Origin of the sequence: Streptomyces venezuelae, assembly GCF_008642335.1 — a bacterium.
Taxonomy (GTDB): Bacteria; Actinomycetota; Actinomycetes; order Streptomycetales; family Streptomycetaceae; genus Streptomyces; species Streptomyces venezuelae_F.
On record NZ_CP029191.1, the window covers coordinates 5,753,690 to 5,767,512 of the forward strand.

General features: G+C 70.5%; 10 protein-coding genes. 7 read left to right on the plus strand and 3 right to left on the minus strand.

Annotated elements, in window-relative coordinates:
• Positions 1 to 11: 11 nt before the first annotated feature.
• Entirely contained in the window at positions 12 to 1,046 is a 1,035-nt protein-coding gene (locus DEJ49_RS26110; RefSeq protein ID WP_150188487.1) for an aldo/keto reductase, read from the minus strand.
• 118 nt (positions 1,047 to 1,164) lie between these two features.
• Between DEJ49_RS26110 and DEJ49_RS26115 the strand changes: the two genes are divergently transcribed.
• From DEJ49_RS26115 to serA, 6 genes are all read left to right on the plus strand, one after another.
• The gene (locus DEJ49_RS26115; protein WP_150186371.1) at positions 1,165 to 2,118 is read left to right on the plus strand and encodes a 2-hydroxyacid dehydrogenase; all 954 of its coding nucleotides are present in this window, start codon (positions 1,165 to 1,167) and stop codon (positions 2,116 to 2,118) included.
• Positions 2,119 to 2,323: 205 nt separating this feature from the next.
• Positions 2,324 to 5,539, plus strand: coding sequence for a putative bifunctional diguanylate cyclase/phosphodiesterase (locus tag DEJ49_RS26125; RefSeq protein WP_150186372.1), 3,216 nt, complete (start codon positions 2,324 to 2,326; stop codon positions 5,537 to 5,539).
• 234 nt (positions 5,540 to 5,773) lie between these two features.
• Entirely contained in the window at positions 5,774 to 7,621 is a 1,848-nt protein-coding gene (locus DEJ49_RS26130; protein ID WP_190329449.1) for an acetolactate synthase large subunit, read from the plus strand.
• A gap of 29 nt (positions 7,622 to 7,650) precedes the next feature.
• On the plus strand, positions 7,651 to 8,178 hold the full coding sequence (ilvN, locus tag DEJ49_RS26135; RefSeq protein ID WP_055568881.1) for an acetolactate synthase small subunit: 528 nt from the start codon (positions 7,651 to 7,653) through the stop codon (positions 8,176 to 8,178).
• Between the two features lie 93 nt (positions 8,179 to 8,271).
• Entirely contained in the window at positions 8,272 to 9,273 is a 1,002-nt protein-coding gene (ilvC, locus tag DEJ49_RS26140; RefSeq protein ID WP_150186374.1) for a ketol-acid reductoisomerase, read from the plus strand.
• Positions 9,274 to 9,497: 224 nt separating this feature from the next.
• Positions 9,498 to 11,102: a phosphoglycerate dehydrogenase gene (gene serA / locus DEJ49_RS26145; protein ID WP_150186375.1), complete on the plus strand. Its 1,605-nt coding sequence runs from the start codon at positions 9,498 to 9,500 to the stop codon at positions 11,100 to 11,102.
• Between the two features lie 50 nt (positions 11,103 to 11,152).
• Here serA and DEJ49_RS26150 read toward each other — a convergent pair whose 3' ends face one another.
• Positions 11,153 to 12,673: an MFS transporter gene (locus DEJ49_RS26150; RefSeq protein ID WP_150186376.1), complete on the minus strand. Its 1,521-nt coding sequence runs from the start codon at positions 12,671 to 12,673 to the stop codon at positions 11,153 to 11,155.
• 85 nt (positions 12,674 to 12,758) lie between these two features.
• Here DEJ49_RS26150 and DEJ49_RS26155 point away from each other — a divergent pair, with 85 nt between their 5' ends.
• Positions 12,759 to 13,343 (plus strand): TetR/AcrR family transcriptional regulator, encoded by a 585-nt coding sequence (locus DEJ49_RS26155; protein ID WP_150186377.1) that lies wholly within the window; start codon positions 12,759 to 12,761, stop codon positions 13,341 to 13,343.
• A gap of 72 nt (positions 13,344 to 13,415) precedes the next feature.
• On the opposite strand, the gene DEJ49_RS26160 is transcribed toward DEJ49_RS26155, so the two are convergent.
• Entirely contained in the window at positions 13,416 to 13,766 is a 351-nt protein-coding gene (locus DEJ49_RS26160) for a hypothetical protein (protein WP_150186378.1), read from the minus strand.
• Between the last annotated feature and the right edge of the window lie 57 nt (positions 13,767 to 13,823).

A 13,823-nucleotide genomic window follows, 5' to 3' on the forward strand; every position in this document is an offset into this window, starting at 1 on the left:
CCAGTCATGGCTCAGTCCCACGACCCCAGCGCCGGCGGCAGCGCCGCGAGCTCCGCCAGGTCACGCTCCGTGAGCCGGATCGACGCCGCCCCGGCGTTCTCGACCGCCCACCGCTCCCGCTTGGCCCCCGGTATCGGCACCACGTGCCGCCCCTGCGCGAGCACCCACGCCAGCGCCGCCTGCGCCGGAGTCGCCCCGTGCCGTTCCGCCACCCTGCGCAACCCCACCACCAGCGGCTGGTTCGCCGCCATCATCTCCGCGGTGAACCGGGGATGCCGGGCCCGCAGGTCGTCGGGCTCGAAGCCCATGCCGGGCTTCAGCGTCCCCGTGAGGAAACCATTCCCCAGCGGCATCGCCGCGAGGAACCCGACACCGCGCGCCACACACCACGGCAGCAGCGCGTCCAGCGCCTCCGGCGACCACACCGACAGCTCGGCCTGCACCGCGCTCACCGGAAACACCTGCTGCACCCGCTCCAGCTGCCGGATCGTCAGATCGTGCAGCCCCCGACCCGGGCGCCCCGGCGCAGAACGCCGCTGGGCGCGCGCCCCCACGGCGCACAGCCCCAGAGCCCGCACCTTCCCCGCGGCGACGAGTTCGGCCATCGCGCCCCACGTCTCCTCGATGGGGACCTCGGGGTCGGCGCGGTGCAGTTGGTACAGGTCGATGGTGTCCGTCTGGAGCCGTCGCAGCGACGCGTCGCAGGCCCGCTTCACATAGCCGGGACGGCCGTTGGCGACGATGTGCTGCTCGCCCACCAGCAGCCCGCACTTCGTCGAGACGAACGCCTCCGCGCGCCGTTCCTTCAGGACCCGGCCGATCAACAGCTCGTTGGTGAAGGGCCCGTACATGTCCGCCGTGTCGAGGAGCATCCCCCCGCCGCGGCCCCCGTCGGCGCCACCCGCCGCGTCCAGCGCCGCGTGCACGGTGCGCATCGACGCGTCGCCCCGCTGCCGCGAGCCGGTGTACGCCCAGCTCATCGGCATGCAGCCGAGTCCGACGGCGCCCACTTCGAGCGCCCCCGCGCCGATCGTCCTGCGCTCCACCTGGTCGTGCCCTCCCGCCCCTCGTTCGGAGATCATCCAAACTAACCTTTCGCCCCGGTGGCCTCGACCGTTGCCCTCCCGCCGACGGCGCACTCCGGCGCGCATTAGCCTCCAGGCCATGACGACAGATGTATGGCTTCCGTTCGAGGCGCACGAGATCCAGGGCCTGCCCGCGGCCGCCGACGCCGGGCTCACCTACCGTTACTGGGACGGCGGCCCCGACTTCCCCGCGGACCCGGCCGACTGCGTCTTCTATGTGGTGCCCTACATGAAGGGCACGGAGACCGCGGTACGTCCCCTGTCCGCCATGACGTCCGTGCGCGTCGTACAGACACTGACCGCGGGCATCGATCACGTGGAGCCGGGGATCAAGTTCCTCGCGCCGGGCGTGGAGTTGTGCAACGCCCGCGGCGTCCACGAGGCGAGCACCGCCGAGCTCGCGCTCACCCTCGTCCTCGCCTCGCTGCGCGGCATCCCGCGCTTCGTGGAGGGGCAGCGGCAGGAGGAGTGGCGGTCCGGTTTCTACCCGGCGCTCGCCGACAAATCCGTGCTCATCGTGGGATACGGATCGATCGGTTCCGCCATCGAGGACCGGCTCACCGCTTTCGAATGCGCGCGGGTGGCGCGCGTCGCGCGCTCTGCCCGTGCCACGGAGCGCGGCCCCGTGCACCCGCTCGCCGAGCTGCCTTCCCTGCTGCCCCAGGCGGACGTCGTCATCCTTTCGACACCGCTCACCGAGGCCACGCGCGGGCTGGTGGGAGCCGACTTCCTGGCCCGCATGAAGGACGGCGCGCTCCTCGTGAACGTGGCCCGCGGACCCGTCGTCGACACCAAGGCGCTCCTCGCCGAACTGGAGTCCGGCCGCATCACCGCCGCCCTCGACGTGACCGACCCCGAACCGCTGCCCGCAGGTCACCCGCTGTGGCACGCTCCAGGAACACTGGTCAGCCCGCACGTGGGCGGCTCGTCCTCGGCGTACCTGCCCCGCGCCAAACGCCTGCTGGCCGCGCAACTGACCAAGTACGTGGCCGGACAGTCACTGGACAACGTGGTGCTGACAACGGGCAGTTGATCGCCCGGCGGTCATTTGTGCACGCTACGCGTCGGTCCGTGTGCGCCCCGTGTCCGCTCCTCCCTCCGTAGTCACGGAGCGTAGAGGAGCTATGTCCCTGAGTGACGACTCTGGTGTATCGTCCCGACAGGGGATGCGCCGTGAACCGTTCGGCGCGGGGACGAGACATCAGACTGCGAGGGGGGCGACGGGCGATGCACGGCCTATGGGTGAACGATCCGACGCGGCGGAACCTCAGCCGACGACTCCGGCGCACACCGACCCGCAGACGCAGGCGGACCGCGAGCCGCACCACCGGACGCCGCCGCACACCACAGCGCCCCTGTCGGCCCGGCCGACGCGCGAGCCGGACGGACACGGGGGCGGCACGGACCGGGGCGGCCCGGTGAACGCCCGCGCGACCTCCACCCCCGTCCTCGACGGGGGAGTGGCGGCGCTGCCGCCCAGGATCCCACTGGCCCGGCGCCCGCTGCCCGGAGGCCGCGGCGTCGTCTCCCAGCTGGCCCTGCTGCTGGTCTGCGGGGCGTACGCCACAGGATCGGCCCTCGGCTGGGGGTCCGAGCGACTGGCCCTGATCATGGGCGACTTCGGCCTGAGCGTCGCCGCGGCCGCCGCCGCGGTCTCCTGCTTCCGCTACTCGCGCACCCGCCGAAGCCGCTTTCGACCCGCATGGCTGCTCTTCGCGCTCTCCTCCGCGATGGCAGCCTTCGGCAACGGCGTATGGGGATGGTACGAGGTCGTCCTCGACCGCCCCGTCCCCAGTCCGGGCTTCGCCGACCTCTTCTTCCTCTGCTTCGCGCCGCCCGCCATCATCGGACTCCTCGTGCTCGCCAAGCGCCCGGTGACCAAGGCGGGTTGGGGGTGCCTGGCCCTCGACTCGTGGCTGATCGGGGGGTCGCTCCTCACCCTCTCCTGGAGCCTCGCGCTCGCGCACACCGCGCAGTTCGAGGGCCAGAGCGTCGCGTACGCCGCGCTCTCCCTGGCGTACCCCCTCCTGGACATCGCGCTGGTCAGCATGGTCCTGGCGCTGCACTTCAGGAGGTCGTCCGCCAACCGCTCCGCGGTGAACACCGCGATCGGCGCGCTCGCCCTGACCGTGATGTGCGACGCGCTGTTCACCTCGCCGCTGCTGCACACCAGTTACCGCTCCGGCCAGATGCTGGACGCCGGATGGTTCGCGGGCTCGCTCCTCCTGGCGTACGCCCCGTGGGCCGCGCCCTGGCACGCGCGCGACGGACTCGGACCGGGTCGCACGCGCGTGCCGTACGACAGCGAGCCCGAGGACCCGGCCCCCGCGACCCGTCCGATCGCCGGATCGCTGGCCGCCCTCACGCCGTATCTGGCCGCCGCCGTCTGCACGTTGGGGATCCTCTACAACGTGCTGAACGGCCGCAGTGTGGACCGCGTCGTGCTCTTCACCGCGGGCACCGTCGTCCTCGCACTCGTGGTGCGCCAGGGCATCATGCTCCTGGACAACATCACGCTCACCCAGGAACTGGCCCAGAAGGAGAACCACTTCAGGTCCCTGGTCCAGGGCTCCAGCGACGTCATCATGATCGCCGCGCCGAACGGCATCCTGCACTACGTGTCCCCGGCCGCCTCCGGGGTCTACGGCAGGGACGCCGAAGAGCTCGTGGGCTCCGAACTGGCCTCCCTCATGCACCCCGAGGACCTTGGCCGTGTCGTCCACGAAGTGCGCAGATTCCTCGCCGCCAACCCCGTCGAGGAACCCACCACCCGCATCGAGTGCCGCTTCAAGTCCGGCGACGGCGACTGGCTCAACGTGGAGTCCACCGTCAACCGCCACCAGGGCGGGCTCATCTTCAACAGCAGAGACGTCACCGAACGGGTCAGGCTCCAGGCGCAGTTGCAGCACAACGCCGAGCACGACCCGCTCACCGACCTGCCCAACCGCGCCCTGTTCACCCGGCGCGTGAGCCAGGCGCTGACCGGCCGCAGAGTCACCGACCGCGGCACGGCCGTGCTCTTCATCGACCTCGACGGCTTCAAGGCCGTCAACGACACCATCGGACACCAGGCCGGGGACGAGCTGCTCATCCAGGCCGCGCGCAGACTCCAGGAGGCGGTGCGTTCGGGCGACACCGCCTCCCGGCTCGGCGGCGATGAGTTCGCGGCTCTCATCGTCGGCGACGGAACCAGGGACCAGGCCGCGAGAGAACAGCACATCTACGAACTCGCCGACCGGCTCAGAATCACCCTGTCCCAGCCCTACGCCATCGACGGCAACGACGTGCGCGTGGCGGCGTCCATCGGCGTGGCCTTCGCCGAACCCGGCATCGGCGCCGGCGAACTGCTCCGCAACGCCGACCTCGCGATGTACCGCGCCAAGGCCGCGGGCAAGGGGCGCGTCGAGCTGTACGCACCCCAGATGCAGGCCGACGTCGTCCGCAAGGCGGAGCTCGCCACCCGGCTGCGCGCCGCGCTGCACGACGGCGAGTTCGCGCTGCTCCACCAGCCCGTCGTCTCCCTGGACGACGGCCGGATCACGGCGGTCGCCGCGCAGGCCCGCTGGCGCTCGGCGCAGGGCATCCTCTTCACGCCCGCCGAGTTCCTGCGGGTCGCCGACTCCAAGGCGGCGCAGGACAAGCGGGCGGCCGAGCTGGGCCGCTGGACGTTCGAGAACGCCGTGGAGCAGGCAGCCGAACGCGGCAGGACCGGGCACGCCGTGCCCGTCGCCGTCCGCATGAGCGCCCGCCGCCTCCTGGACCGCTCCCTGCCACTGGGCTCCATCGAGGCGCTCCTGACCCGCCACGGACTGCCCTCCGGCGCGCTCGTCATCGAGCTCGCCGAGACCGACCCCCGGGTCTCCCTCGACGACCTGGAGCGCCGGCTGGCCGCCCTGCGCAGGCTCGGGGTGCGCATCGCGCTCGACGGCTTCGGCAGCGGGTACGCGGCGATCACGGCCCTGCGGCGGCTCCCCATCGACGTCCTGAAGCTGGACCGCGGCCTCGTCGAGGGCGTAGTCGAGTCCGCGCGGCTGCACAAGATCACTTCCGGACTCCTCCGCATCGCGAACGACCTGGGCCTGGACTCCGTGGCCGACGGTGTCGACCTGCCCGAGCAGGTGGTGGCCCTGCGCGCGATGGGCTGCACCCACGGGCAGGGCATGGCGTTCGCCGGGCCACTCGACGAGTACCGGCTGCGGCGGGCGCTCACGATGGGCGAGTACCCGGTGCCGCGCGGCCCGGCCGAACCGGTGCTGGCGGGCGGCCGCCCCGCGACGTACACGGGCGGCTCCGCGGCGGCGTACGGAGGCCCGGCCGCGGCGTTCGCGGGCGGCGCGCCCCCGTATGCGGTCGGGCCTCCGGGAACGTACGCGGGCGGCCCTCCGGGGACGCTCACGGGCGGCCCCGCGACCTATGCGCGTTCACATAATGAGACCCCCGTCCCACCTACTTGACAGGTACTGCGTGCCGGGGGGAGGGTCAATGCCATGCGCACCCGAATTCTCGTACTTGGAAAGCGCGTCGGCTGAAGCTGGGACGGACCGGTCCGAACACCGGACCCCCAGCGACCGCACCCGGCGCGCTCCCCTCGCTTGCCTCACGGCACGAGGGGTTTTTTGTTGCACTGGCACCTGCCAAAACCCCGCAAACACCCCGCAAAAACCCTCAGCTTCGAGAAGAGAATGCCGATGACCGAGCAGGCCACCGGGGCCCACCATCCGCAGCCGCGGCCCCGATCCTCAGGACAGCAGTCCGCCCCCGTCGAGCACGTGACGGGTGCGCAGTCCCTCATTCGTTCTCTCGAGGAAGTCGGGGCCGACACGGTGTTCGGCATTCCGGGCGGCGCCATCCTCCCCGCGTACGACCCGATGATGGACTCCACCCGCGTGCGGCACGTCCTGGTCCGGCACGAGCAGGGCGCGGGCCACGCCGCGACCGGCTACGCGCAGGCCACCGGCAAGGTCGGCGTCTGCATGGCGACGAGCGGCCCCGGCGCCACCAACCTGGTCACCCCGATCGCCGACGCCCACATGGACTCCGTCCCGATGGTGGCGATCACCGGCCAGGTGGCCTCCAAGGCCATCGGCACGGACGCCTTCCAGGAGGCGGACATCGTCGGCATCACGATGCCGATCACCAAGCACAACTTCCTGGTCACCAAGGCCGAGGACATCCCGCGCACCATCGCCGAGGCCTTCCACATCGCCTCGACCGGACGCCCGGGCCCCGTCCTCGTGGACATCGCCAAGGACGCCCTCCAGGCGCAGACGACGTTCTCCTGGCCGCCGCAGCAGGACCTGCCCGGCTACCGCCCGGTGACCAAGCCGCACGCCAAGCAGATCCGCGAGGCGGCCAAGCTGATCACCGCCGCCAAGCGGCCGGTGCTCTACGTCGGCGGCGGCGTCATCAAGGCCGGGGCCACCGCCGAACTGAAGGTCCTGGCAGAGCTCACCGGAGCGCCCGTCACCACCACACTGATGGCGCTCGGCGCATTCCCCGACAGCCACCCGCTGCACGTGGGAATGCCGGGCATGCACGGTGCGGTCACCGCCGTCACCGCGCTGCAGAAGGCCGACCTGATCGTCGCCCTCGGAGCCCGCTTCGACGACCGCGTCACCGGCAAGCTGGACAGCTTCGCGCCGTACGCGAAGATCGTCCACGCCGACATCGACCCGGCCGAGATCGGCAAGAACCGTGCCGCCGACGTGCCGATCGTCGGCGACGCCCGCGAGGTCATCGCCGACCTCGTCCAGGCCGTCCAGGCCGAGCACACCGAGGGCCACACGGGTGACTACACCGCCTGGTGGACCGACCTCAACCGCTGGCGCGACACCTACCCCCTCGGCTACACCCAGCCCGAGGACGGTTCGCTCTCGCCGCAGCACGTCATCGAGCGCGTCGGGCAGCTCGCCCCGGAGGGCACGATCTTCGCGGCGGGCGTCGGCCAGCACCAGATGTGGGCCGCGCACTTCATCGAGTACGAGAAGCCCGCCACCTGGCTCAACTCCGGCGGCGCCGGGACGATGGGGTACGCGGTCCCGGCCGCGATGGGCGCCAAGGCCGGCCGCCCGGACCGCACGGTCTGGGCCATCGACGGCGACGGCTGCTTCCAGATGACCAATCAGGAGCTCACCACCTGCGCCCTGAACAACATCCCGATCAAGGTCGCCATCATCAACAACGGCGCCCTCGGGATGGTCCGCCAGTGGCAGACGCTGTTCTACAACCAGCGGTACTCCAACACGGTGCTGCACAGCGGTCCCGAGGACATCGGCCCCAACAAGGGCACCCGCGTCCCGGACTTCGTGAAGCTGTCGGAGGCCATGGGCTGCGTGGCGCTGCGCTGCGAGCGCCCCGAGGACCTCGACAAGGTCATCGCCGAGGCCAACGCCATCAACGACCGGCCCGTCGTCGTCGACTTCATCGTCCACGAGGACGCCCAGGTCTGGCCGATGGTCGCCGCGGGCACCTCGAACGACGAGGTCATGGCCGCCCGGGGCGTCCGCCCCGACTTCGGCGACAACGAAGACGACTGAGACCGAGAGCGAAAGAGAGACCAAGAGTCATGTCCACCAAGCACACGCTCTCCGTCCTGGTCGAGAACACCCCCGGCATCCTCGCCCGGATCGCCGCCCTGTTCTCCCGCCGCGGCTTCAACATCGACTCGCTCGCCGTGGGCGTCACCGAGCACCCCGACATCTCGCGCATCACCATCGTCGTGAACGTCGAGGACCTGCCGCTCGAACAGGTCACGAAGCAGCTCAACAAGCTCGTCAACGTCCTGAAGATCGTCGAACTGGAGCCGGGCGCCGCGGTCGCCCGTGAACTCGTCCTCGCGAAGGTCCGCGCCGACAACGAGACCCGCTCCCAGATCGTCGAGATCGTCCAGCTGTTCCGCGCCAAGACCGTCGACGTCTCCCCGGAGGCCGTCACCATCGAGGCGACCGGCAGCAGCGACAAGCTGGAGGCCATGCTCAAGATGCTGGAGCCCTTCGGCATCAAGGAGCTCGTCCAGTCCGGCACGATCGCCATCGGCCGCGGCTCACGCTCCATCACCGACCGCAGCCTGCGGGCGCTCGACCGCAGCGCATAGCAATATCCGGCCCGCATGGCGAGACCGGCAGACTTCCCTTCCCCCGCCCGCCGTACGGTGGGACGCAACACCAGCACACATAGGAGATTCCCAGTGGCCGAGCTGTTCTACGACGCCGACGCCGACCTGTCCATCATCCAGGGCCGCAAGGTCGCGGTCATCGGTTACGGCAGCCAGGGCCACGCCCACGCGCTGTCGCTCCGTGACTCGGGTGTCGACGTGCGCGTCGGTCTGCACGAGGGCTCCAAGTCGAAGACGAAGGCCGAGGAGCAGGGCCTGCGCGTCGTCACCCCCGCCGAGGCGGCGGCCGAGGCCGACGTCATCATGATCCTGGTGCCGGACCCGATCCAGGCCAAGGTCTACGAGGAGTCCATCAAGGACAACCTCAAGGACGGCGACGCCCTGTTCTTCGGCCACGGCCTGAACATCCGCTACGGCTTCATCAAGGCCCCCGAGGGCGTCGACGTCTGCATGGTCGCCCCGAAGGGCCCGGGCCACCTGGTCCGCCGCCAGTACGAGGAGGGCCGCGGCGTTCCGTGTATCGCGGCCGTCGAGCAGGACGCGACCGGCAAGGGCTTCGAGCTGGCGCTCTCGTACGCCAAGGGCATCGGCGGCACGCGTGCGGGCGTCATCAAGACGACCTTCACCGAGGAGACCGAGACCGACCTGTTCGGCGAGCAGGCCGTGCTCTGCGGCGGCACCGCCGCGCTGGTCAAGGCGGGCTTCGAGACCCTGACCGAGGCGGGCTACCAGCCGGAGATCGCGTACTTCGAGTGCCTCCACGAGCTGAAGCTGATCGTGGACCTCATGTACGAGGGCGGCCTGGAGAAGATGCGCTGGTCCGTCTCGGAGACCGCCGAGTGGGGCGACTACATCACCGGCCCGCGGATCATCACGGACGCCACCAAGGCCGAGATGAAGAAGGTCCTCGCCGAGATCCAGGACGGCACGTTCGCCAAGAACTGGATGGACGAGTACCACGGCGGTCTGAAGAAGTACAACGAGTACAAGACCCAGGACGAGAACCACCTCCTGGAGACCACGGGCAAGGAGCTGCGCAAGCTCATGAGCTGGGTCAACGACGACGACGCGTAGGTCGTGACGACAAGGGCCGGGGCGGCTGCCCCGGCCCTTGTCCATCGTGTCCAGCCACGGACGGGTGATCCTTCCACCGAGGAGCACGACGACGTCCATGGCGCCACTACACTTCTGTTCAACATTCGCGTCGGGCCCACAGCGTCGTGCGTCTTCCACGCGGCTAAGCGACTCCGCCTGCGGCCGTCGGGACGGCCGTCCGCAAGGGACTTGTGAGGACTCACGTGAGCACTGCTGCAACCGGCAAACCGGTCGTACTCATCGCCGAAGAGCTGTCGCCCGCCACCGTCGACGCGCTGGGGCCGGACTTCGAGATCCGGCAGTGCAACGGCGCGGACCGCGCCGAGCTGCTGCCCGCCATCGCCGACGTCGACGCGATCCTGGTCCGCTCCGCGACCAAGGTCGACGCGGAGGCCATCGCCGCCGCCAAGAAGCTGAAGGTCGTCGCCCGCGCGGGCGTCGGTCTGGACAACGTCGACGTGTCCGCCGCCACCAAGGCCGGCGTGATGGTCGTGAACGCACCGACCTCCAACATCGTCACCGCCGCCGAGCTCGCCTGCGGCCTGCTCCTCGCCACCGCGCGCAACATCCCGCAGGCCAACACCGCCCTGAAGAACGGCGAGTGGAAGCGCTCCAAGTACACGGGCGTCGAGCTGGCCGAGAAGACCCTCGGCGTCGTCGGCCTCGGCCGCATCGGCGCGCTCGTCGCGCAGCGCATGAGCGCCTTCGGCATGAAGGTCGTCGCGTACGACCCGTACGTGCAGCCCGCGCGCGCCGCCCAGATGGGCGTCAAGGTGCTCTCCCTCGACGAGCTGCTCGAGGTCTCCGACTTCATCACCGTGCACCTCCCCAAGACGCCCGAGACCCTCGGTCTCATCGGCGACGAGGCGCTGCACAAGGTCAAGCCGTCCGTCCGCATCGTCAACGCCGCGCGCGGCGGGATCGTCGACGAGGAGGCGCTGCACTCCGCACTCAAGGAGGGCCGCGTCGCCGGCGCCGGCCTCGACGTGTACGCGAAGGAGCCCTGCACGGACTCCCCGCTCTTCCAGTTCGACCAGGTCGTCTGCACCCCGCACCTCGGCGCCTCCACGGACGAGGCGCAGGAGAAGGCGGGCATCGCCGTCGCCAAGTCGGTGCGCCTCGCCCTCGCCGGTGAGCTCGTGCCGGACGCGGTGAACGTGCAGGGCGGCGTCATCGCCGAGGACGTCCGTCCCGGCCTGCCGCTCGCCGAGAAGCTCGGCCGGATCTTCACCGCGCTCGCCCAGGAGGTCGCGGCCCGCCTCGACGTCGAGGTGTACGGCGAGATCACCCAGCACGACGTGAAGGTGCTCGAACTGTCCGCGCTGAAGGGCGTGTTCGAGGACGTCGTCGACGAGACGGTGTCGTACGTGAACGCGCCGCTGTTCGCGCAGGAGCGGGGTGTCGAGGTCCGGCTGACCACGAGCTCCGAGTCGCCCGACCACCGCAACGTGGTCACCGTGCGCGGCACGCTCTCCGGCGGCGAGGAGATCGCCGTCTCCGGCACGCTCGCCGGACCGAAGCACCTGCAGAAGATCGTCTCCATCGGTGAGTACGACGTGGACCTGGCGCTCGCCGACCACATGGTCGTCCTCCGGTACGCCGACCGTCCGGGCGTCGTCGGCACGGTCGGCCGTGTCCTCGGCGAGGCGGGCATCAACATCGCGGGCATGCAGGTCGCTCGCGCTGACGTGGGCGGGGAGGCGCTGGCCGTTCTCACCGTGGACGACAACGTGCCGCAGCCGGTGCTGAACGAGCTCTCCGCGGAGATCGGCGCGGAGTCCGCGCGCGCGGTCGACCTGACCGACTAGTACTCCGCGGCTTCGGTTGCCGTAGATCACCGGCTTCGCCGGGTTCGTCCTCAAACGCCGGACGGGCTGGAAATTCCAGCCCGTCCGGCGTTCGTGCGTAGCGCCACCGCCGCCAGCCCCGCCGCCGCGAGCAGCAGTACCGCTCCTGTCGCCGCCGCCACGTGCATGCCGGTGGTGAAGGCCTCGCGGGCCGTGGCCAGGAGGGCGTCGCCCGTGTGGGTGGGGAGGTGGGGGGCCGTCGCCACCGCGCCCGTCAGGGTTTCGCGGGCCTCGGCCGGGGCCGTGTCCGGGATGTGGTTCCGGTAGACCGTGTTGCCGATGGAGCCGAGCAGGGCCATGCCCATCGCGCCGCCGAACTCCTGCCCCGTCTCCAGGAGCGAGGACGCCGTGCCGGCCTTCTCCGGCGGGGCCGCGCCGAGTGCCAGGTCGGTGAGTTGCGAGCCGACGATGACCGCGCCGCAGGCCAGCACGCCCACCCCGGCGAGCACGAGCCAGAGCGATGACGTGCCGGTCAGGGCGAGGAGGCCGTAGCCACCGGCGGAGACGGCGAAGCCGGTGGCGACGACGTGGGCGCGGTCCATGCCGCGCTGCACGAGCACCGTGGCGACCGGGGCGGCGAAGCCGATGAGGACCGAGGGCAGCAGCGCCCACAGCGCCGCCTCCATCGCGCTCTTGCCGAGCACGGACTGCAGGTACTGCGTGGTGAAGTACGCCGAACCCATCATCGCGAGCGAGGAGATGAGGTTCAGGGAGACGGCGGCGCCGAAGGCGCGGCCCCGGCCGCGGAACAGGTCCGGCGAGATCATCGGCGACGCGGCGGTGCGCTGGCGGCGCACGAACAGGGCGGCGAAGACGAGGCCGACGGCGACGGACGCGACGTAGGGGAGTTCGACGCCCTCGGCGGGCATCTCCTTGAGGCCCCACACGAGCGGCAGCACGGCGGCCATCGACAGCGGCACGCTCAGCAGGTCGAAGCGGCCGGGGTGCGGGTCCTTCGACTCCGGGATCAGCAGCGGGGCGAGGGCCAGGAGCAGCACCATCGCGGGCAGGTTGACCAGGAAGACCGAGCCCCACCAGAAGTACTCGACGAGGGCACCGCTCAGCACCGAGCCGAGCGCGATGCCGGCCACCATGACGCCCTGCCACATGCCGATCGCCTTCGCGCGCTGACCGGCGTCGCGGAACAGGTCGCGCACGATCGCCAGCGTGGACGGCATCAGGGTCGCGCCGCCGATGCCGAGGACCGCGCGGGCCCCGATGAGGGTTTCGGCGCTGTTCGCGTATGCGGCGACGAGCGACGCGGCGCCGAAGGCGGTGGCGCCGAACAGGAGGAGCCTGCGGCGGCCGATGCGGTCGCCGACCGCGCCCATCGTCATGAGGAGGCCGGCGAGGACGAAGGCGTAGATGTCGAAGATCCACAGCTGTTGGGTGCCGCTGGGTTCCAGGTCGGCGCTGATCTCCGGGATCGCGAAGTAGAGGACGGAGACGTCCATCGAGACCAGGAGCAACGGGAGCATCAGGACGGCGAAGGCGGTCCATTCCTTGCGGGTGGCGCGCGGGTTCGTCTGCATGGAAGAGGACTGTACGGGCGTCTTATACGTCTGTCTAGTACGAACGTTTAGGACGTGCGTATGGGGTCGGCGTAAAGTGCTTCGCATGGGACACCGCGAAGATCTGCTCGAAGGCGCGAAGCGCTGCCTGCTGGAGAAGGGGTTCGTGCGTACGACGGCCCGCGACATCGTGAAGGAGTCGGGGACGAACCTCGGGTCCATCGGCTACCACTACGGATCCAAGGACGCGCTGCTCGTGGAGGCGTACATCGCGCTCGTCGAGCCGATGGGGACCGACTTCGACGGGGCGCGGGCCGGGGCCGGTGCCGGGGAGAGCAGCCTGGAGCGCTTCCGTCGGGTGTGGGAGCACGTCATCCGCTCGGTGCCCGAGATGCGGCCCATCTGGATGATGACGCTGGAGGTCATCACGCAGCGCGAACGCCTCGCGGGCATCCGCGAGTTGCTGATCGGGGCGCAGAAGGAGGGGACGGCCGGGATGGCGGCGCTGTTCACCGGCATCGAGGAGAGCGAGCTCCCCGACGACGTCATCGAGAGCGAGGGCCGCTTCTACACCACGCTCCTCAACGGGCTGATGGTGCAGTGGCTCTTCGACCCGGAATCGGCGACGACCGCCGAGCAGCTCACCGAGGGGCTGCGGCGCGTCATGGACCGGGCGGCCGAAACGGGCTGAGGGCGGCCGGAAACGGCCGAGGCCGGCCCGCGGTGCGGACCGGCCTCGGAACAGTGGTGCCTGCAGTGGTGGTTACGACCACTTGATGCAGGCGGCGGGGACCCAGCCCCGCTTCTTGTTGAACTCGCTGCCGTACAGCCACTTGGTGCTGGTCTTGCCGCACAGCTTGTACTTCTGGCCCGTGTAGAAGTGGCCGTCGCTGCAGAGGTAGCCCTTCTTGCCCTTGTTCCACTGGCTGACGGCGGTGGCGTTCACCTTGGCGTGGGTGCGCACCTTGACCGCCTCCTTGGCGGGGACGTTGACGATGCCGCGGGAGCAGTCGGGCTTCGACGCGGCGACGGCGGTACCGCTCGTGGCGACGGTGCCGCCGACGAGGGCGAGGGCGGAGAAGGCGACCGCGGGGGCCAACAGCCTGAACTTCATGAGATGTGGGTTCTCCGATGGGGAGGGGTGGATCTTCGGACGCGGAGAACCGTATCG